This window comes from Aerococcus viridans, from assembly GCF_002083135.2.
Lineage (GTDB): Bacteria > Bacillota > Bacilli > Lactobacillales > Aerococcaceae > Aerococcus > Aerococcus viridans_C.
Map to the genome: position 1 here is coordinate 841891 of NZ_NBTM02000001.1, position 22361 is coordinate 864251.

Genomic DNA, 22361 nt, shown 5'->3' on the forward strand with positions numbered 1-22361 from the left:
GATGCAAACTTATGAAGCAGGTAAATATGATGTCATTGTAGTTGGTGCTGGGCATGCAGGTAGTGAAGCAGCCTTAGCTGCAGCGCGTATGGGCGCTGAAACCATGTTGATTACGATTAATATTGATATGGTTGCCTTTATGCCATGTAACCCGTCAATTGGGGGGCCAGCTAAAGGAGTAGTTGTAAGAGAGATCGATGCCCTTGGTGGTGAAATGGGCCGCAATATTGATAAAACCTATATCCAAATGCGTATGCTGAATACAGGTAAGGGACCAGCTGTCCGTGCCTTACGTGCGCAAGCAGATAAAGATGAATACGCCAAAGAAATGCGTAGAACTATCGAAAACCAAGACCACTTAACCCTACGTCAAGGGTTAGTAGACGACTTGATTATTGAAGATGATACGGTTAAAGGGATTATCACCAACACAGGTGCTATTTACCGTGCAGATGCTGTTATTTTGACAACTGGTACGGCAGCCCGTGGTGAAATTATTATTGGGGAATTAAAATATTCTTCAGGTCCCAACAACTCGCAACCAGCTGAGAAATTGACTGGGAATATGGCGGAAAAATACGGCTTTGATATTGCCCGCTTTAAAACTGGTACACCGCCACGCGTGGACAAACGTACGATCAACTATGATGCAACGGAAATCCAACCGGGTGATGATGCACCAAATCATTTTTCATTCATGTCTAAAGACGCGGATTACTTACCACTAGTAGACCAAGTCCCATGTTTCTTGACTTATACCAATGAAGCAACCCATGAAACGATTCGTGAAAACTTACATCGTGCACCGATGTTTACCGGTATCGTTGAGGGTGTAGGTGCCCGTTACTGTCCGTCAATTGAAGATAAGATTGTGCGTTTTGCAGATAAACCAAAACACCAAATCTTCCTTGAGCCTGAAGGGTTAGATAACGAAGAAATCTATGTCCAAGGACTTTCAACTTCACTACCAGAAGACGTTCAAAATGACATGATTCATTCAGTTAAAGGCTTGGAAAACGCACGTATCATGCGTAATGGCTACGCCATTGAGTACGATGTAGTGAAACCAAACCAATTGAAAGTAAACTTAGAAACTAAACAAGTGGCCAACTTATTTACAGCTGGTCAAACAAACGGTACTTCTGGTTATGAAGAAGCTGCTGGTCAAGGTTTATACGCAGGGATCAACGCCGTCCTTAAAATCCGTGGCGAAGAGCCATTTGTTATCGGCCGTGACCAAGGCTATATTGGGGTAATGATCGATGACTTAGTCACAAAAGGGACAACTGAACCGTATCGATTATTAACATCACGCGCTGAATACCGTTTATTATTACGTCATGACAACGCTGATGCTCGTTTAACTGAAAAAGGTTATGAATTTGGTTTAGTCTCTGAAGAACAATATAACTTATACAAATCAAACCAAGCAGAGGTTGCTGAAGAGTTAGACCGCTTAGCCAATGTTCGCTTGAAACCAACTCAAGAATTACAAGACTACCTTGCAGAGAAAAATTCTGCAGCCTTAAAAGATGGGATTATGGCGAGCGACTTACTACGTCGTCCAGAGCTTAAAATTGATGATATCCTTAAATTCGCCCCAAGCGACAAGGATTTATCACGTCAAGTAACAGAACAAGTTGAAATCCAAATCAAATATGCTGGTTATATTGTTAAAGAACAACGTAAAGTAGAAAAATTACACCGTTTAGAGCAAAAAGAAATTCCAGCTGACATCGATTGGGATGCCATCGACAGCTTAGCCACTGAAGCACGTCAACGATTGAAAGAAATCGGCCCACGTACTTTAGCACAAGCCAGTCGTGTATCAGGGGTAAACCCAGCAGATGTATCCATTATTATGGTTTACTTACAAGGCGGGCATGTAGCACGTGTTTAACCAGTAAGTACATTAAAAAAGCTATCCCAGAAAATAGGGATAGCTTTTTGTGATTTATAATCTATAGTGCATCATGTTTACATCCAAATGGTCTGTGTTGGGGATCATTTCGGGTCTTTTCTAATTTGCGTTCTTCAAGGACCTTATCTTCTTTTAAAAAGCGGGCTATGCTATAATTTGATTGAGAAAACATTGGGAATTGAACGGAAAAGGAATTGTCATACGCTAAAACGTGTTATTTTCCGTGTAAATGAAATGAAAGAATGGGAAACCATTTTACCAAGTATTCAATATGCCTTCAGAATTCAATATAGAAAGTAGACGATCATGAATCCAGAACGATTTAAAAGTAGCCTTGCTGAAGCGGGGATCCAACTAAATGACCAACAAATGGCACAGTTTAACCGCTATTTCGAGTTATTAGTTGAATGGAATGAGAAAATTAATTTAACAGCGATTACAGCATTAGAAGAAGTGTATTTGAAGCATTTCTATGATTCGCTGACTGTAGCCATGCATGTAGAGATGGCTGATCAAAAATATCGCTTGGTAGATGTGGGTTCGGGAGCTGGTTTCCCAAGTATCCCATTGAAAATTGCCTTGCCAAACTTAGACATCACCATCGTTGATTCATTGAATAAGCGCATCAACTTTATCAATGAAGTGGTGAATGAACTTGGGTTAGAAGGTGTGCATGCCTACCACGACCGCGCTGAAACCTTTGGGCAAAACCCACAATTCCGTGGCCAATTCGACTTTGCAACAGCTAGAGCAGTAGCCCGCTTGAACTTATTAGCGGAATTTTGTCTACCTTTAGTGAAAAAGGACGGCCAATTTCTAGCTATGAAAGCTCAAAAATCAGACGATGAAATTGAAGAAGCGAAACATGCCATTGCTATTTTAGGTGGTAAGTTTGTGGAAGATATTCAATTTGACCTGCCAGCTGAAGCAGGCGAACGTCATATTCTACGAATTGAAAAACCAAAAGAAACACCAAATAAATATCCGCGTAAGCCAGGAAAACCAGCGAAAAGTCCATTATAGTTAAGAGAAAGCTATACGCAGCAAAAGTATTTTATTTGATAATAGAATTCTTTAAACAATATAGAGGCTTTTTTGGTACAATGGTAAAGAATAAACGACATGACAAGCATAATATTGCGAAAAATAGGCCAAACTATTTTGAATGAATGCGAAAGGAACGGAAACGCATTCCGTTCCTTTTTTATTGAAAATGATGTATACAACGCAGGGGGTTAGAAAATGGGTAAAGTAATCGCAGTCGCCAATCAAAAAGGTGGTGTCGGGAAGACAACAACAACTGTCAACTTAGCATCCGCACTTGCCTATCAAGGAAAGAAAATTTTATTAATCGATAGTGATGCGCAAGGGAATGCGACGAGTGGTCTAGGGATTGCTAAAGGTTCTGTTGAAAACAGCATCTATGACGTGTTGATCAACGAAGTTGCGGTAAAAGATGCGGTAGTATCTTCATCACGCGAGAACCTTTCTGTTGTACCGGCAACAATTTCATTGGCAGGGGCTGAGGTTGAGTTAACCAGCATCTCCCACCGTGAACAAAAGATGAAAGAAGCCATTCAACCAATTAGAAATGACTATGACTATATCTTCATTGATTGTCCGCCTTCACTAGGTCACTTGACAATCAATGCCTTCACCAGTGCAGATTCCGTACTGATTCCAGTACAAAGTGAATACTATGCCCTAGAAGGATTAAGTCAATTATTGAACACAATCCAATTAGTTCAAAAACACTTCAATGCAGGGCTAAAAATTGAAGGTGTTTTAATGACAATGTATGATGCAAGAACAAACTTATCGAACGAAGTTGTAGAAGAAGTCCGGAAGTACTTTGGTCAAGCAGTGTATACGACCTTGATTCCGCGAAATGTGCGCTTGTCTGAAGCACCATCATATGGACAATCCATCATTGATTATGATATTCGTTCTCGTGGCGCTGAAGTGTATCTGGAATTAGCAAAGGAAGTGCTAGAAAATAATGGCGAAACAAACAAATAAGCATAATAAGGGTCTTGGCCGTGGGATTGATGCCTTTTTTGGTGGCGAAGCACTTTTTACCCAGGATGAGACAGACCAAGAGCAAGTTGATGTAAAAGAGACAGCTGAAACAAGTAAGCAAACTGCAAACGAAGCGACTGTTGAAGCCCTTGCGACTGACAAAATGGTGCAGGAAATCAGTGTTGAAGATATTCGTCCAAACCCTTACCAACCCCGGCACCAATTTGATGAAGATGCCTTGAACGACTTGGCCAAATCTATTCAAGAGCAAGGCATTTTTCAGCCGATCACCCTACGTAAATCTGCAGTGAAAGGGTATGAAATTATTGCTGGTGAACGACGTTTTCGTGCGTCTAAAATCGCCGGTTTAACGACTGTTCCAGCCATTGTACGTGAATTTTCTGATGAACAGATGATCGAAGCATCTATCATCGAGAACTTACAACGTGAAGACCTAACAGCCCTAGAAGAAGCTATGGCTTACCAACAATTGATTGACGTTCTAGCAATTACGCAAGATGAAGCTGCTAAACGACTAGGGAAATCCAGAACTTATATCACCAACCATTTACGTTTACTAGGTTTGAGTGACGATATCAAAGCCTTAGTGCAATCAGGTGCTTTATCAGCAGGTCAGGCCCGGACTATTTTAGGTTTAAAATCGAAAAAAGACCAATCAAGTCTAGCTAAGAAGGTTGTTGCAGAAGGCATTACCGTTCGCCAATTGGAGAAAATGGTACAAGCCTTAAACGAGCCAGCGGACAAGGATATTAAAAAAGATAACGGCAAGAAAGAAGTCGTGCCACCTTATATCCGCGAAAGCGAAGACCGGTTAATGGATAAGTTTGGAACGAATGTCCAAATCAACAGTCGCGGAAAACGTGGTAAAATCGAAATCGAATACCTTTCTGAAGAAGATTTAACCCGTATTCTAGATATCTTGAATATTAAATTTGAAGATTAGAGGTGTATGTCTTGGGAGACAAAGAATATGGCATGCACGATATCGTGCAAATGAAAAAACAACACCCTTGTGGTGAAAATGCTTGGAAAATCATTCGTTTAGGTGCGGATATCCGCATTAAATGCCAAGGTTGTGGCCAATCAGTCATGATGCCACGACGTGAATTTGAAAAGAAAATGAAAAAAATCATTCAACCAGCAGACAATAACTAGGGATTAACACCCGTTTTGCCTATATTGGTCTGATGTGTTCGAGTTTTCAATCATCAGAATGACTTATAATGATAGAAATAAAGAAAAAATACCCTTAATAAAGAAAGTAGCGTGAAGAAATGGCTTTAACTGCCGGAATCGTAGGATTACCAAACGTTGGAAAATCTACCTTATTTAATGCAATCACAAAATCTCAAGTAGAAGCCGCAAACTATCCCTTTGCAACAATCGACCCGAATGTGGGGGTTGTAGAGGTACCAGATAGACGTCTACAAACACTTACTGAATTCTACGTACCAAAGAAAACTGTCCCAACAACTTTTGAATTTACGGATATTGCCGGAATTGTTAAAGGAGCAAGTAAGGGTGAAGGGTTAGGAAACAAATTCTTAGCTAACATTCGTGAAGTAGATGCGATTGTTCACGTGGTTCGTTGCTTTGAAGATGGGAATATCACCCACGTTTCTGGAAAAGTAGATCCAGCTGACGATATTGAAACAATTAACCTAGAGTTAATCTTATCTGACTTAGAAACAGTCAATAAACGCTACGAAAAAGCAATTAAAATGGCTAAATCAAAAGACCATGATGCAATCGTTGAAGCCAACGCTCTAGCTAAGGTAAAAGAAGTGCTTGAAGCTGGTAAATCAGCTCGAACAGTGACTTTTACTGAAGAAGAACAGCCATTTATTGACCGCATGTTCCTTTTGACAACAAAACCAATCTTGTACGTAGCGAACGTAAACGAGGATGATGCAGCAACTGGTAACGACTATGTCGAAATCGTACGCGGTATTGCTAGTGAAGAGGATGCTGAAGTGGTAATTGTTTCAGCGCAAATCGAGGAAGAATTGGCATCGTTGGACGATGAAGACCGTGAAATGTTCATGGAAGACTTAGGGATGGAAGTATCTGGATTAGACCGTTTAATCCAACGCGCTTACACTTTATTGGGACTTGAAACTTACTTTACTGCCGGTGAACAAGAAGTGCGTGCTTGGACCTTCAAAAAGGGCATGAAAGCCCCACAAGCAGCGGGTGTCATTCACTCAGACTTTGAAAAAGGCTTTATCCGTGCAGAAACCTTATCTTATGAAGACTTACTGACTTATGGTAGTGAAAAAGCAGCCAAAGAAGCAGGTCGCTACCGTTCTGAAGGTAAGGACTACGTTGTGAAAGATGGCGATATCTTACTATTTAGATTTAACGTTTAAGATCATTCAGGCAAAAGGAGATTTGACCAACAATGGCATTAGGAAATGAGAAAAAATCGAGAGCTGAAATTCAAGCTGAACGTGAAGCGGCTGAAAAAGTAGCCCGCCAACGCATCAAAGACGAACGCGAAGGCCTATACGCAGATTTAACCAAACGTAACCAAGAATTTATGATCAAATTTATGAATGAAATCAATGCTTTAGGTTACGATGGCGATATCGACTTAAAAGAAAATCAAATGTTGCATACCCTTATTGAAGAGCAAGATAAAGGGGTTACTGCTAAACAATTATACGGCACACCAACAACTTACGCCCAAGAACTACACCAAAACCCTAACGACGGTAATGGGGCAATTCAAGCAGGCGACAGCCCATTCTGGCATTACTGGGTTGAAGGTGGCTTATTAATTGGTGGAGTATTCGCGGGTATTTCTGGATTGACCTTATTAATCGGTTCAGAAAATGCCTCATCAAGCCCAGCTGGTTTATTCACCTTAATCTTGAACTTTATTGTTGGGGGGCTAGCAATGGCTGTTCTGACAACAAATCAACCAGATATGTCTAAACCGAAGAAAGAACGCGGCACTATGCGGTATATCTTGATTTCAGTAGCCGTTTTATTGGCCTGGATCCTACTCATTTCCCTAACCGAATTTCTGCCAGTGGGTATTAACCCAGAATTGCCATTATTCGCTTACCTAGCCCTAGCAGTCCTAGGTTTAGCCGGCAGATGGTGGTTTAAACGCGAATTCAAAGTACAAAATACCTTATTCTAAAAACATGAGTCTGTCAGTTTATCGTGGCAGGCTTTTTTTGATAGCTTCGAGTTGATATTTTTGGCATGACGAGGAATCTTCGTTAAGATAAGGGTATTAAAAGTACAAAGGACGTGTAATAAAATGGATGCAACAAATATTGATTTCTCAATTGTTTCAGATGACCTAGGATTTCGTTACGGGAAAGCAGACGCACCGGTAAAACTATATGCCTACTTAAACGTAGAATGTCCTTTTTCAAGGGAATTCGAACAACAAAATACGGCGATTATTCAAGAATTCGTTGAAGCGGGCAAAGTACAATATATTGTGAAGCCCATAAACCGCCCAACTGGTCACTTGCGTAAAGGGAATGTGATGCATAGTTACCTGACTTACGATGACCCAGAAAATGCCTTCAAACAGCTAACAGAGATGTTTGCGACTCGTCAAGAATGGACGGAATTAGACGAAGCGGGTGTAGCAGCATATGCTGAAAACCAATTAGGTTACACTAAACAAGACAACGATGATACCCAAGAAGCCATTAAAGCTGAAGCGGTTGAAGTAGGCGCTAAAACAGTGCCAACTGCCTATGTATTTGGCCAAGTCTTTGACGAGCACGAAGACAACGAGACTATCCGCGAATGGTTTAACGCTGCTTACCAAACAGCTACTGCAACAGAAGACTATGATTTCGGGGCCGACAAATTAGATTTAGACCAGGTTACGGATAAACGGGCTATTAAATACGGCCAAGATGATGCGCCGATTAAGGTGACTGAATACGTCAACTTCCGTTGCCAAGGGTCTAAAAACTTAGAAGACGCCGTGTCTGAAAAATTAGAGGGCCTAGCGGATGAAGGGAAGATTCAACGGATTATCAAACACGTTGATATCGATAAGGCTGGCTTAGCTAAAGGGGAAGTTATTAACCGCTTTGTAGACTACAAGGACCAAGAAAAAGCCTACAAACAATTCAAAGAAATCTTCGCCCGTCATGGTGAATGGAAAACGACAGACTTTGGTGGCATCGTAGACTTTGCTATTGAAACGCTATCTTACCAATACCAAGGCAACCGCCTGCAAAACGATGTCGTTAAAGCTGAATTTGAAGCGCTTGGCGGTACAGCAACCCCAACAATCGTCGTAAATAATGACAAAGCTTTTGTGGGGCCAAATGCAGCAGCTGAATTAATTGCTTACTTAGACGAACAAATTGCCCAGTAAGGAAAATATAATAAGGAGGCATTTAAATGACCTTTCAAACAGATAAAATCACCTATCAAGATGCGATTAAACTTGGAAAAGATACAGCCAAGGTTAAAGTCGTTGAATACTACAACCTTGCTTGTCCGGATGCCTTAAATTACCAGGAGCAATTCGCCTTCTTCCTAGATCCATTAATTCAAACAGGGCAGGTGCAACGGATTTTGAAGCATTATGATAAAACCAGTCCGCGCCTACAAAAAGGTAACCTTGTCCATGATTACATCGATTACGATAACCAAGAAGCGGCCTATACTATGGCAGACCAATATCTTCGGTCACAAAATGACTGGGCGCGTTTAAATCTAGACAAAGTTGAAGCCTATTTAACCCAACAAGGACGTGTGCAACAAGACAATAGCGAACTGGCAGCACGCGTATTTGAAGAAGCACAGGCAGTTGGTGTCGGCGCGGTACCAACGATTTTCATCGAAGACCAAGCATTCGTTGAAATAGTAGACCCAGAAGCCTTCAAACAAGCGATAATAGAAAGAATCTAAGTATTTCGATTTTTTCTCGGAAAACTTATACGAATAATCAATCAAAGGTCGTGGCTTAATGTCACGGCTTTTTGTATCGTATAAATATTGGATTTGTGTCTTGAAAGTATGTCGTTGAGTCATAGGTTTATGGAGGTCTTGTTAACAATAGATCTTGCTATAAGCACAAGGTAAATATGTCTAGGTAAAAGAAGAGATAATGCCTTTAGCCTATTTACGAACGTTAACATTCGATACAAGTTTTTAAGAGCACATATCCTTTTTAAAACAAATAAAAAACGAACAATATCTTTAATATATAAAAATAATGCATTTATTTACGAAATATAAGGTTGACCTTGTTTGTGTATGGTGGTAGGATAGTAAAAATCGATTTTATACAGAAAAGGGGAATAAATGAAAATGACTACTGCATGGGAAAACAAGTTCGCTAAAGAGGGATTAACATTTGATGATGTCTTACTATTGCCAGCACATTCAGAGGTGTTGCCTAACGAGGTAGACTTAGGCGTACAGTTGGCACCCAACTTGAAATTAAATATTCCAATCCTTTCAGCTTCAATGGATACTGTAACGGATGCGAGCATGGCCATCGCTATGGCACGCCAAGGTGGACTTGGTATTATTCACAAAAACATGACAATTGCCCAACAAGCGGATGAAGTACGTAAGGTGAAGCGTTCAGAATCAGGTGTCATTTCAGATCCATTCTACTTATTCCCTGAATCTTCTGTGAAAGAAGCAGTGGCATTGATGGGTCGTTACCGGATTTCTGGTGTACCCATCATCAACAATGAAGAAGACCACAAATTGTTGGGGATCTTAACAAACCGTGACATCCGTTTCTTGGAAAATCATGACCAAGCCATTGAAAATGTCATGACTAAGGATGACTTAGTGGTTGCACCACAAGGGACTTCTTTAGAAGAAGCAAGCCATATCTTATACGAAAACCGTATAGAGAAATTATTACTAGTTGATGACCAAGGCCGTTTAACTGGCTTAGTTACTATTAAAGATATTGAACGCGTTACAGACTATCCAAATTCTGCTAAAGACGCAAAAGGTCGTTTGATTGTGGGTGCGGCAGTTGGGGTTACTTCAGATACATTTGAACGTGTTGCGGCTTTACTTGAAGCAGGTGCAGATGCGATTGTAATCGATACTGCACATGGTCACTCTGCAGGGGTTTTACGTAAAATTGCACAAATTCGCCAAGAGTTCCCAGAAGCTACTTTAATCGCTGGAAATGTAGCGACAGCTGAAGGTACGCGTGCTTTATATGAAGCAGGTGTAGACGTGGTTAAAGTAGGGATTGGGCCTGGTTCAATTTGTACAACACGTGTGGTTGCTGGTGTTGGGGTACCACAAATTACAGCGGTCTATGACGCAGCTAGTGTAGCCAACGAATACGGCAAGACCATTATTGCGGATGGTGGGATCAAATTCTCAGGTGATATTGTCAAAGCTTTAGCGGCTGGTGGCCATGCAGTGATGTTAGGATCAATGTTAGCGGGTACTGACGAAGCACCTGGGGAATTAGAAATCTTCCAAGGACGTCAATTTAAAACTTACCGTGGTATGGGTTCATTAGGGGCTATGAAAAAGGGTTCTGCGGACCGTTACTTCCAAGGTGAAGTCAACGAAGCCAACAAATTAGTGCCTGAAGGCATCGAAGGACGCGTTGCTTATAAGGGTTCAGTTTCAGGTATTATCTTCCAATTACTTGGTGGTATTGAATCAGGTATGGGCTATTGCGGTGCTGCAACAGTTGAAGACTTACGTCAACATGCACAATTTATTCGCATGACAGGTGCTGGTTTAATCGAATCGCATCCGCATGATGTACAAATCACTAAAGAAGCGCCAAACTATTCAAGAGGCTAATCGATTTAAAGATGAAAATATTCCGAGGGCAAGTGGGTCAGCATGACTGCGCTTGTCCTTTTTCAATGGAAAAATCTTTAAAATAGGTCGGAAAAGCTTGTGATATCAAGTCTTAAGGCATTCTTAACTACTTTTAAATAGAAATATAGGACTTATGTGGTTGGGGTTTGTTAAAATAAGGTAGAGAGACTATAGAGTTCGGAGGATAACCTAATGAAAATTTTAATTACTGATGACGATAAGGAAATCGTTGAATTATTAACTATATATGCTACAAATGAAGACTACGAGGTAATCCAGGCTTTTGATGGGGATGAGGCCTTGAAGAAAATTGCTGAGAATCCTGATATTGCGATGATGGTGTTGGATATTATGATGCCTAGTAAGGATGGGATTACGGTGATTAAGGAGTTACGGAAACGTGATGTGGATATGCCAATTTTACTATTATCTGCTAAATCGTCTGATATGGACAAGATTTCTGGTTTAACGACTGGTGCGGATGATTATGTGACAAAACCCTTTAACCCGCTTGAAGTGATGGCTCGTATCAAGTCTTTATTGCGTCGTGCTTCTACAGCTGGCGATGATTCAGCAACGATTGAAGTTGGCCCGCTTGTAATTAACAAAAATTCTCATGAGGTAAAGACAACAGATGGTCAACAAATTCAACTAACTGCGCTAGAATTTGGTATATTATACTTACTAGCTAGTAATCCAAATAACGTATTCTCTGCTGACGAGATTTTTGAACGTGTATGGCAGCAAGAGTCTGTGGTATCAGCGAAGACTGTTATGGTCCACGTGAGCCATTTGCGTGATAAGATCGGTGAAGCTACAGGTGGAGACAAGGTAATCTCAACTGTTTGGGGTGTAGGTTATAAAATTACAGCCTAAGCGCTAAGTATAGAAAACGTCTGGTATCACGGCGAATGTTCAGTAAGACTGGGGAATGCGATATTGGTATCAACGCCCCTAGTCTTTTTTACATTTTTATAGTAGCCAGTTAGTCGGTTAGGTAGTTAATAGTTCAATGACAGTAATAGTTAGAAGGTGCGCTCTTGCAAAAAAAGAAAAGTAGAATGCATACAGAGCTTTTTTTTGAAGCGGTTGTGTGGCTAGCGATATTGGTCATACTGTATTTTGGGTTAATGTTCGTGTTGATCACGGTCTATGAAACCAATTATTCAGTCTTGTTACGGACATATCCTGGCTCTTTTTTTGTCCACCCACAATTTCAACAAAATTTCTTTCTGTCTCTAACCGTGGTTTACTTGGTGATGAGTGTTTCCTTTGTTGGCTGGCGGATTTACCGGCGGCTACGGGCGGTTCAATTGGGCTATGTGCTTGAAGAGCTGCACTATATTTCGCAAGGAAACTACCATCATAAGATTTCTACTTCCGAGTTGAATGGGATGCAGCCGGTTGTAGATTCGATTAATCGTTTGGTCGACTCCACTGTTAAAGCGCGGGAAGAAGAGCGGCGGATTGAACAGTCTAAGGATGACTTGATAACCAATATGAGTCATGACATTCGGACGCCGCTTACTTCCGTGATTGGTTACTTGACCTTATTGAAGCAGGAAGGGTTGAAAGACCCAGAAAAGGCTATGAAGTATATCAATATTGCTTACGATAAGGCCATTCAAATGCAACGGATGACTGAAGATTTGTTTGAATATACTAAGGTCAAACAAGTGGATACTAAGTTGGCTATTAACCGGATCAATGTGGTACGTATGGTAGAACAAATTACGGTAGAGTTTGAATTAGAGGCCAATAAAGCCGGCCGTGAATTTCAAATTGTGGCCGAACCGGATGACAATATCCTAGTCGATATTGACCCAGAAAAATTTGTACGTATTTTTTCCAATTTATTTACCAATGCCTTTAAATATGGTGGAAAGGGTAAGTATATCAGGATTTCAATCTATCAAGACCAAGAAAAGACCAAGTTTGTCGTTGAAAATGACGGCGCTAAGATTCCTAAGGGGCAACTGAAGGACCTATTCCAGAGATTTTATCGGGGGGATAAATCTCGAACTGAGCCGCAGACGGGTAGTGGTTTGGGGTTAGCGATTACGCAATCGATTATTGAACTGCACCGTGGTGAAATTCACGCGGAGTCGGACCATAGAGGGACACGGTTCATTTTCACTATTCCTAATCGCTTTGAAGATTTAGAGGATCATGTAGAAATGGAGCGAATATAAGTGAAGAATAAGTTGACAAAAGTTTTGACCACAGCATTGGTTGCCTTGTTAGGCCTCAATTCGGCCCAAGTGCCGATGGCTGTGTTAGCAACTGAAAATACGACTGTAGACACTAGTCAAGCGAGTGAGGCAACAAGTGGTACGGTAGCAGAATTTTCAGAAGAAATTGCGACAAATTACGGGTTGAATATCGATGCCGCGATGGTCATTGATAGTGAATCTGGCCAAATTTTATATGACCAAAATGGGGCCGATTTACACGGGATTGCTTCATTGACTAAGTTAATTGCCTTGTTTGTTGTATATGATGAAATTGCATCAGGAAATTTGTCTTTTGACACTAAAGTGCCTGTCTCAGAGGCAGTTTCAGCGCTTTCCGTAGCGGCTGGTTTATCTAATGTACCATTAGAAGAATCAACTAATTATTATACAGTGGATGCTTTAATTGATGCTGCTGTGATTGGGTCAGGGAATGCAGCCGTAGTTGCCTTGGCAGAATATATTGCCGGCTCAGAGCAATCTTTTATTGAAATGATGAGTGACAAATTAACCGAATTAGGCATCAAAGACTTCGAATTATATACCGCTTCAGGTTTAGCCGGTTCATGGTTAACCACAACTGATGGTTCAGCGTCACCGTACTCAATTGACCAAGAAAATATGATGCAGGCCCGAGATATCTTGTTCGTGGCCCGTGAAATCGTCAATGAATATCCGGATGTTTTAGAACGGTCTAATGTCACTTCAAAAGAATTCCAAGTATCAGATACGGAGACTTATACTTTAGAGAGCACCAACCTGTTTTTACCAGGCAATGCCTACGAACGTGACGACGTATCTGGTCTTAAAACTGGAACTGAATCTGTTGCCGGTCGTTGTATCATCATCATGAGTCAAATCGATGGCCGCGACATCATGCTTGTGACCTTAGGTGCTGAAACAGAAGATGAACGGTATGTAAATACAAGCACATTACTGACTGCCCTACAAGAAAACCTTGCTTATACTACCCTTTATGAAGAAGGTGCCACTTGGTTGCCTGCTGATGACGTAGCTATTTACCAAGGTGTCGTTAGTGGCGTAGATCTGAATTATGCTAAAACGAATGCCCTATTCTTACCTTATAATTATGATTTAGAAAATAATTCGACTACAACTTATGATGCGGCCTTCCAATATGACGCTGTAGGGAACTTAGCGCTGACAGCGCCATTGTCAGTGGACCAATCCATTAATACTTTCAATACGACGGTGAACTTTGATAAAAGTCTCTTTAACCAATTGGATATGTCAAATGCCATTGTACCAGCAGAAGATGTCGACAAGGTCAGCATTGTTGTACAAGTGGCACGCATCATGGAAGATCTGTTTAAAGGTTGGATGGAAGATATCCAAGGCGTTTTTAGTTAATAGCAATATAGATTTTCAAGAAATGAAGTACATCGTATTTCTCAAATAATTGTTAAATTTATCTAGAGACGGACACACTTCGTTTTTTCTACAGGCTTGAACAACACTGTTTGAAAAAAATCATATTTTTTTCGCTAAAGTCATGATGTCTTGTCATGGCTTTTATACGTGTCTAGAGAAGCGTATTTGTAACTTTATAAGGGTGTGTTGTACCAAGCAACGTAGATTTGAGTGTTGCTTAATTTTGCATAACTGAAGTGGTAGGCACAGGGGAAAGTTCCAACTATCTATAAATGGCTTTTTTTCTAGCTCTGCACAAGTCTAAACGAATTTATGAGCACCTAATTTGGCGCAATTGACTTTTAATTGCTTCAAATATATAATGGAGGCAATATAAGAAAAGTATCGATTGTAAATAGTAATATAGGCTGATTTCTAGAGAGCTTGCGGTAGGTGAAAGCAGGTAATTAAGCGATATGAATCCACACAATCACTGACTACGAATATGAGGATTTAATCCTAATTAAGTAGAGCCGGGTTAGCCGTTATCTAATGAGCGTAAGACATGGTATTTCTGTGTCTTAAAGTAGGGTGGCACCGCGCAATAATATATGAGCTTCAAGCTATTTCGTCCCTTCCAATTTTTTGGAAGACCGTAATAGCTTTTTTATTTACTTATTTATATATAGGAGGAAAACGAAATGATTGATATTAAATTATTAAGAGACAACTTTGATGCGACTGCGGAAAAATACGCTAGCCGTGGGGTTGCAAAAGATGAATTAGAGAAATTAATTGATTTAGACGGCCAACGCCGTGAGGTGATTTCTCAAACAGAAACTTTAAAAGCGGAACGTAATGCCGTTTCTGATGAAATTGGCTTATTACGCCGCAACAAAGAAAATGCGGATGATAAAATTGCCCGCATGAAAGAAGTAGGCGAAGAAATCCTTGTTTTAGACAAAAGACTTGCTAAATTGGATGAGCAAGTGACTTACATTATGGATCGTTTACCAAACTTACCACATGATTCAGTACCAGTTGGTGCCGATGAAGATGACAACGTTGAAGTGCGACGATGGAGCCAAGCCCCTGAGTTCGATTTTCAACCAAAAGCGCACTACGAAATTGGTGAAGCATTAGGTATTTTAGACTTTGAACGTGGTGCTAAAGTTTCAGGTGCCCGCTTCCTTTACTACCGCGGTTTAGGTGCCCGTTTAGAGCGTGCAGTTTATAACTTTATGTTAGACCAGCATCAAGAAGAGGGATACGAAGAAATCATCCCTCCTTACTTAGTGAACGAGAACGCTATGTACGGTACTGGTCAATTCCCTAAATTTACAGAAGATGTCTTCTCAACAACGAATGAAGACCGTCACCTAACATTGATTCCAACAGCCGAAGTACCTTTAACAAATTACTTTGCCAATGAAATCATTCCAGGTGAAAATTTACCAATCTACTTCACAGCAATGTCTCCAAGTTTCCGTTCAGAAGCAGGATCAGCTGGTCGTGATACTCGTGGTTTGATTCGTCTACACCAATTCCAAAAAGTTGAAATGGTAAAATTCGCGCGCCCAGAAGATTCTTATGACGAATTAGAAAAAATGGTTGCAAATGCCGAAAATATCCTACAAAAATTAAACTTACCATACCGTGTCATTACCCTATCAACTGGAGACATGGGCTTCTCAGCTGCTAAAACTTATGACTTAGAAGTATGGGTACCAGCGCAAGAAACATACCGTGAAATTTCTTCATGTTCAAACACTGAAGCCTTCCAAGCGCGTCGTGCTTTAATCCGTTTCCGTAACGCAAACGGTAAACCTGAATATGTGCATACATTAAATGGTTCTGGCTTAGCAGTTGGGCGTACAGTAACAGCTATTTTAGAAAACTATCAAAACGCAGATGGTTCAGTAACAATCCCTGAAGCGTTAGTACCTTACATGGGTGGTATTAAAGAAATTACAAAAGAAAATGCTTCTGGCGTTTCAAAATTAAAATAATGTAATACAATAGAGGGGGATTAATTTTTTAAATTTAACGAAAGGGGCAATTAGGATGTCTAAAGAAACAGCAGTATTTGCCGGCGGATGTTTTTGGTGTATGGTTCAACCATTCGAAGAAATGGATGGTATTGAAAAAGTTACATCAGGATACACTGGCGGCCACAAAGAAAATCCTACATATGAAGAAGTTTGCTCGGGCACAACCGGTCATACAGAAGCAGTTGAGATTGAATTTGATAATGAAAAAATAAGCTATTCAGAATTGTTAGATATTTATTGGCAACAAACAGACCCAACAGATGCAATGGGGCAATTCGTTGACCGTGGAGACTCTTACCGACCTGAAATCTTTGTGAACAGCGAAGAACAGGCAGAAACAGCAGCGGCATCTAAAGCAGCTTTAGATGCGAGTGGTCGTTTTAACAAACCAGTTCTAACACAAATCACAAAAGCATCAACTTTCTGGCCAGCAGAAGATTACCATCAACAATTCTACAAAAAGAATCCAGCCCACTATAAACGTTATAGTGAATTATCTGGTCGTAAAACATTCATCAAAGATAGTTGGGAAGAAGCTTAATCGCTGATTCCTACTAATCGAAATAAGGGGATCCTAGGTATGTTATCTAGGGTCTTTTATTTTTTGAAGAAATACGAAAAAGAGGTTTACAAGAACCTGGAAAGGTGGTAGTATATTTTTCAGACGTTATTATTATTTCTGTTGAAACAGCGAAAAAATATTTTGAAAAAAATATTGACTTCAACCAACAGAACATGGTAATATCTAATAGTTGCGTTACAGCGTAACAACAACCGAGAAAACAACATTTTAAATAACTTTTAAAAAGTTGTTGACTTCCAGTCAAACTCGTGATACTATTAAATAGTTGTCACAAAGGCGACGAAATAGACCTTTGAAAACTGAACAAAGAAGACAAACCAAAAATTGTGTATGGAATCATTTGATTCCAACAATCAAAAGTAGTGAGAACTACTATAAATAAGTCAGCAAACTTTAATGAGCAATCAAGCTCATGAAAATCTTTCATGAGAGTTTGATCCTGGCTCAGGACGAACGCTGGCGGCATGCCTAATACATGCAAGTCGAGCGAACAGATGAAGTGCTTGCACTTCTGACGTTAGCGGCGAACGGGTGAGTAACACGTAAGGAATCTACCTATAAGCGGGGGATAACATTCGGAAACGGGTGCTAATACCGCATAATATCTTCTTCCGCATGGAAGAAGATTGAAAGACGGCTCTGCTGTCACTTATGGATGACCTTGCGGTGCATTAGTTAGTTGGTGGGGTAATGGCCTACCAAGACGATGATGCATAGCCGACCTGAGAGGGTGATCGGCCACATTGGGACTGAGACACGGCCCAAACTCCTACGGGAGGCAGCAGTAGGGAATCTTCCGCAATGGGCGAAAGCCTGACGGAGCAATGCCGCGTGAGTGAAGAAGGCCTTCGGGTCGTAAAACTCTGTTATAAGAGAAGAACAAATTGTAGAGTAACTGCTACAGTCTTGACGGTATCTTATCAGAAAGCCACGGCTAACTACGTGCCAGCAGCCGCGGTAATACGTAGGTGGCAAGCGTTGTCCGGATTTATTGGGCGTAAAGGGAGCGCAGGTGGTTTCTTAAGTCTGATGTGAAAGCCCACGGCTTAACCGTGGAGGGTCATTGGAAACTGGGAAACTTGAGTACAGAAGAGGAATGTGGAACTCCATGTGTAGCGGTGGAATGCGTAGATATATGGAAGAACACCAGTGGCGAAGGCGACATTCTGGTCTGTTACTGACACTGAGGCTCGAAAGCGTGGGGAGCAAACAGGATTAGATACCCTGGTAGTCCACGCCGTAAACGATGAGTGCTAGGTGTTGGAGGGTTTCCGCCCTTCAGTGCCGCAGTTAACGCATTAAGCACTCCGCCTGGGGAGTACGACCGCAAGGTTGAAACTCAAAGGAATTGACGGGGACCCGCACAAGCGGTGGAGCATGTGGTTTAATTCGAAGCAACGCGAAGAACCTTACCAAGTCTTGACATCCTTTGACCACCCTAGAGATAGGGCTTTCCCTTCGGGGACAAAGTGACAGGTGGTGCATGGTTGTCGTCAGCTCGTGTCGTGAGATGTTGGGTTAAGTCCCGCAACGAGCGCAACCCCTATTATTAGTTGCCAGCATTTAGTTGGGCACTCTAATGAGACTGCCGGTGACAAACCGGAGGAAGGTGGGGATGACGTCAAATCAGCATGCCCCTTATGACTTGGGCTACACACGTGCTACAATGGATGGTACAACGAGTCGCAAACCCGCGAGGGCAAGCAAATCTCTTAAAGCCATTCTCAGTTCGGATTGCAGGCTGCAACTCGCCTGCATGAAGCCGGAATCGCTAGTAATCGTGGATCAGCACGCCACGGTGAATACGTTCCCGGGTCTTGTACACACCGCCCGTCACACCACGAGAGTTTGTAACACCCGAAGTCGGTGAGGTAACCTTTATGGAGCCAGCCGCCGAAGGTGGGACAGATGATTGGGGTGAAGTCGTAACAAGGTAGCCGTATCGGAAGGTGCGGCTGGATCACCTCCTTTCTAAGGAATATAACGGAATACACAATAGGTTCAACTCTTCTTTGTTTAGTTTTGAGAGGTCTATACTATATTTTTATAGTGATGGAAGCCAATCGGGCCTGTAGCTCAGCTGGTTAGAGCGTCCGCCTGATAAGCGGGAGGTCGATGGTTCGAGTCCATTCAGGCCCATTCCAGAAATGGAATAAGTAATACATATATAAATATATCCAGCCATGGGGGATTAGCTCAGCTGGGAGAGCGCCTGCTTTGCACGCAGGAGGTCAGCGGTTCGATCCCGCTATTCTCCATAGCAACCATTAAAATGAGGTTGCCATTTTGTTCTTTGAAAACTGAATACTGTAAGTAATAAACCTCTTATTTAATTATTTTCTACCAGGAGATAATTAATATAAGAAATTCCAATTTTACCAAGAGTAAAAAACCAATAAAAGTAAGCAAATTACTTTTCGCGAATCATACAACTTAACCAATGGTTAAGTGAATAAGGGCGCACGGTGGATGCCTTGGCACTAGGAGCCGATGAAGGACGGGACTAACACCGATATGCTTCGGGGAGCTGTAAGTAAGCTTTGATCCGGAGATTTCCGAATGGGGAAACCCAATTGCTTTGATAGGCAATTACTCAACTACGAATACATAGTAGTTTGAGAGGAAGACGCAGGGAACTGAAACATCTCATTACCTGTAGGAAGAGAAAGAAAATTCGATTTCCTGAGTAGCGGCGAGCGAAACGGAAAGAGCCCAAACCAAAGAGCTTGCTCTTTGGGGTTGTAGGACAGACGATATGTAGTTAAAGATTTAGTCGAATGGCATGGGAAGGCCAATCACAGAGGGTGACAATCCCGTAGACGAAAGATCAATAACGCTAGTCTGTATCCTGAGTACGGCGGAACACGTGTAATTCCGTCGGAATCCGGGAGGACCATCTCCCAAGGCTAAATACTCCCTAGTGACCGATAGTGAACCAGTACCGTGAGGGAAAGGTGAAAAGCACCCCGAGAGGGGAGTGAAATAGTACCTGAAACCGTGCGCTTACAAGCAGTCAGAGCCCGTTAATGGGTGATGGCGTACTTTTTGTAGAACGGACCGGCGAGTTACGATTGCATGCAAGGTTAAGTTGAAGAAACGGAGCCATAGCGAAAGCGAGTCTGAATAGGGCGTCGAGTATGTAGTCGTATACCCGAAACCAAGTGACCTACCCATGTGCAGGGTGAAGGTGCGGTAAAACGCACTGGAGGCCCGAACCCACGTCTGTTGAAAAAGGCGGGGATGACGTGTGGGTAGCGGAGAAATTCCAATCGAACTTGGAGATAGCTGGTTCTCTCCGAAATAGCTTTAGGGCTAGCCTCGGATGATGAATATTGGAGGTAGAGCACTGTTTGATCTAGGGGTCCATCTAGGATTACCGAAATCTGATAAACTCCGAATGCCAAATATTTTAATCCGGGAGTCAAACTGCGAGTGATAAGATCCGTAGTTGAAAGGGAAACAGCCCAGACCACCAGCTAAGGTCCCAAAGTTTCAGTTAAGTGGAAAAGGATGTGGGGTTGCTTAGACAACTAGGATGTTGGCTTAGAAGCAGCCATCATTTAAAGAGTGCGTAATAGCTCACTAGTCGAGTGACCCTGCGCCGAAAATGTACCGGGGCTAAACTGAACACCGAAGCTGTGGATATCCGCATGGATATGGTAGGAGAGCGTTCTAAGGGCAGAGAAGCAAGATCGAGAGGACTTGTGGAGCGCTTAGAAGTGAGAATGCCGGTATGAGTAGCGAAAGACGGGTGAGAATCCCGTCCACCGTATGACTAAGGTTTCCTGGGGAAGGCTCGTCCTCCCAGGGTTAGTCGGGACCTAAGCCGAGACCGAAAGGTGTAGGCGATGGACAACAGGTTGAGATTCCTGTACTTGTTTGTATTGTTTGACCAAAGGAAGGACGCAGGAGGCTAAGCAGAGCACGTTATTGGATTCGTGTTCAAGCAGTGAGTCTGACACAGAGTGAAATGCTTCGTGTTAAAGACAAGCTGTGATGAGGAGGGAAATATAGTACCGAAGCTGCTGACGTCACACTGCCAAGAAAAGTTTCTAGTTAGATACAAACAACCCGTACCGCAAACCGACACAGGTAGTCGAGGAGAGCATCCTAAGGTGAGCGAGCGAACTCTCGTTAAGGAACTCGGCAAAATAACCCCGTAACTTCGGGAGAAGGGGTGCTGACCATTGGTCAGCCGCAGTGAATAGGCCCAAGCGACTGTTTATCAAAAACACAGGTCTCTGCAAAATCGAAAGATGACGTATAGGGGCTGACGCCTGCCCGGTGCTGGAAGGTTAAGAGGAGTGCTTAGCATTAGCGAAGGTACGAATTGAAGCCCCAGTAAACGGCGGCCGTAACTATAACGGTCCTAAGGTAGCGAAATTCCTTGTCAGGTAAGTTCTGACCCGCACGAAAGGCGTAACGATTTGGGCACTGTCTCAACGAGAGACTCGGTGAAATTGTAGTACCAGTGAAGATGCTGGTTACCCGCGACAGGACGGAAAGACCCCATGGAGCTTTACTGCAGGTTGATATTGAGTGTCTGTGTGACATGTACAGGATAGGTAGGAGCCATTGAAGCCGGAACGCTAGTTTCGGTGGAGGCGCTGGTGGGATACTACCCTTGTGACATGGCCACTCTAACCCGCGACCGTAATCCGGTCGGGAGACAGTGTCAGTCGGGCAGTTTGACTGGGGCGGTCGCCTCCTAAAATGTAACGGAGGCGCCCAAAGGTTCCCTCAGAATGGTTGGAAATCATTCGCAGAGTGTAAAGGCAGAAGGGAGCTTGACTGCGAGACCTACAAGTCGAGCAGGGACGAAAGTCGGGCTTAGTGATCCGGTGGTTCCGCATGGAAGGGCCATCGCTCAACGGATAAAAGCTACCCTGGGGATAACAGGCTTATCTCCCCCAAGAGTTCACATCGACGGGGAGGTTTGGCACCTCGATGTCGGCTCATCGCATCCTGGGGCTGAAGTCGGTCCCAAGGGTTGGGCTGTTCGCCCATTAAAGCGGTACGCGAGCTGGGTTCAGAACGTCGTGAGACAGTTCGGTCCCTATCCGTCGCGGGCGTTGGAAATTTGAGAGGAGCTGTCCTTAGTACGAGAGGACCGGGATGGACACACCGCTGGTGTACCAGTTGTTCTGCCAAGAGCATCGCTGGGTAGCTATGTGTGGATGGGATAAACGCTGAAAGCATCTAAGCGTGAAGCCCTCCTCAAGATGAGATTTCCCATATCTTTAAGATAGTAAGACCCCTGAGAGACGATCAGGTAGATAGGCTAGAAGTGGAAGTGCAGCGATGTATGGAGCGGACTAGTACTAATCGGTCGAGGACTTATCCAATGGATAATAAGATTG

General features: G+C 42.4%; 15 protein-coding genes, 2 tRNA genes, 2 rRNA genes and 1 other annotated feature. All 19 genes read left to right on the top strand.

All coding sequences use genetic code 11. The annotated features are described in order from the left end of the window. Position 1 precedes the first annotated feature (1 nt). The 19 genes from mnmG to A6J77_RS04225 all read left to right on the top strand — a co-directional run bounded on the left by mnmG (position 2) and on the right by A6J77_RS04225 (position 22346). Positions 2–1900 carry a tRNA uridine-5-carboxymethylaminomethyl(34) synthesis enzyme MnmG gene (gene mnmG / locus A6J77_RS04135; protein ID WP_083068447.1) on the top strand — a complete coding sequence of 633 codons (1899 nt, stop codon included), beginning with the start codon at positions 2–4 and terminating at the stop codon, positions 1898–1900. A 327-nt stretch (positions 1901–2227) separates the two neighbouring features. Next, positions 2228–2944, top strand: coding sequence for a 16S rRNA (guanine(527)-N(7))-methyltransferase RsmG (rsmG, locus tag A6J77_RS04140; protein ID WP_083068449.1), 717 nt, complete (start codon positions 2228–2230; stop codon positions 2942–2944). Between the two features lie 219 nt (positions 2945–3163). Continuing rightward, on the top strand, positions 3164–3940 hold the full coding sequence (locus A6J77_RS04145) for a ParA family protein (protein ID WP_083068451.1): 777 nt from the start codon (positions 3164–3166) through the stop codon (positions 3938–3940). Continuing rightward, positions 3921–4904: a ParB/RepB/Spo0J family partition protein gene (locus A6J77_RS04150; protein ID WP_083068453.1), complete on the top strand. Its 984-nt coding sequence runs from the start codon at positions 3921–3923 to the stop codon at positions 4902–4904. The genes A6J77_RS04145 and A6J77_RS04150 overlap by 20 nt, the downstream gene beginning before the upstream one ends. Before the next feature lie 11 nt (positions 4905–4915). Next, positions 4916–5116 carry a DUF951 domain-containing protein gene (locus tag A6J77_RS04155; protein ID WP_026465520.1) on the top strand — a complete coding sequence of 67 codons (201 nt, stop codon included), beginning with the start codon at positions 4916–4918 and terminating at the stop codon, positions 5114–5116. Positions 5117–5235: 119 nt separating this feature from the next. Beyond that, the gene (gene ychF, locus A6J77_RS04160) at positions 5236–6330 is read left to right on the top strand and encodes a redox-regulated ATPase YchF (protein WP_083068455.1); all 1095 of its coding nucleotides are present in this window, start codon (positions 5236–5238) and stop codon (positions 6328–6330) included. A 32-nt stretch (positions 6331–6362) separates the two neighbouring features. After that, the gene (locus A6J77_RS04165; protein WP_083068458.1) at positions 6363–7109 is read left to right on the top strand and encodes a DUF1129 domain-containing protein; all 747 of its coding nucleotides are present in this window, start codon (positions 6363–6365) and stop codon (positions 7107–7109) included. 123 nt (positions 7110–7232) lie between these two features. Beyond that, positions 7233–8318 (top strand): thioredoxin domain-containing protein, encoded by a 1086-nt coding sequence (locus A6J77_RS04170; protein ID WP_083068460.1) that lies wholly within the window; start codon positions 7233–7235, stop codon positions 8316–8318. 26 nt (positions 8319–8344) lie between these two features. Beyond that, on the top strand, positions 8345–8857 hold the full coding sequence (locus A6J77_RS04175) for a thioredoxin domain-containing protein (RefSeq protein ID WP_083068461.1): 513 nt from the start codon (positions 8345–8347) through the stop codon (positions 8855–8857). Positions 8858–9259: 402 nt separating this feature from the next. Beyond that, the gene (gene guaB, locus A6J77_RS04180) at positions 9260–10744 is read left to right on the top strand and encodes an IMP dehydrogenase (RefSeq protein ID WP_102950039.1); all 1485 of its coding nucleotides are present in this window, start codon (positions 9260–9262) and stop codon (positions 10742–10744) included. Between the two features lie 213 nt (positions 10745–10957). Then, complete coding sequence (locus A6J77_RS04185; protein WP_083068469.1) at positions 10958–11641, top strand: response regulator transcription factor; 684 nt, start codon at positions 10958–10960, stop codon at positions 11639–11641. 164 nt (positions 11642–11805) lie between these two features. Beyond that, the gene (locus tag A6J77_RS04190; protein WP_083068471.1) at positions 11806–12957 is read left to right on the top strand and encodes a sensor histidine kinase; all 1152 of its coding nucleotides are present in this window, start codon (positions 11806–11808) and stop codon (positions 12955–12957) included. Then, positions 12958–14367 (top strand): D-alanyl-D-alanine carboxypeptidase family protein, encoded by a 1410-nt coding sequence (locus A6J77_RS04195; protein WP_083068472.1) that lies wholly within the window; start codon positions 12958–12960, stop codon positions 14365–14367. Between the two features lie 396 nt (positions 14368–14763). Beyond that, positions 14764–15006, top strand: a binding site (T-box leader). 62 nt (positions 15007–15068) lie between these two features. Next, a complete protein-coding gene (gene serS, locus A6J77_RS04200; RefSeq protein WP_083068474.1) occupies positions 15069–16376 on the top strand; it encodes a serine--tRNA ligase in 1308 nt (435 codons plus the stop codon). Positions 16377–16431: 55 nt separating this feature from the next. Continuing rightward, complete coding sequence (msrA, locus tag A6J77_RS04205) at positions 16432–16959, top strand: peptide-methionine (S)-S-oxide reductase MsrA (RefSeq protein ID WP_083068476.1); 528 nt, start codon at positions 16432–16434, stop codon at positions 16957–16959. A gap of 463 nt (positions 16960–17422) precedes the next feature. Further along, a 16S ribosomal RNA gene (locus A6J77_RS04210) occupies positions 17423–18972 on the top strand. A 94-nt stretch (positions 18973–19066) separates the two neighbouring features. Further along, positions 19067–19140, top strand: a tRNA-Ile gene (locus A6J77_RS04215). Between the two features lie 46 nt (positions 19141–19186). Further along, a tRNA-Ala gene (locus A6J77_RS04220) sits at positions 19187–19259 on the top strand. Between the two features lie 184 nt (positions 19260–19443). Beyond that, a 23S ribosomal RNA gene (locus A6J77_RS04225) occupies positions 19444–22346 on the top strand. Together the 16S and 23S rRNA genes with 2 tRNA genes alongside form the textbook arrangement of a ribosomal RNA operon. Positions 22347–22361: the final 15 nt, after the last annotated feature.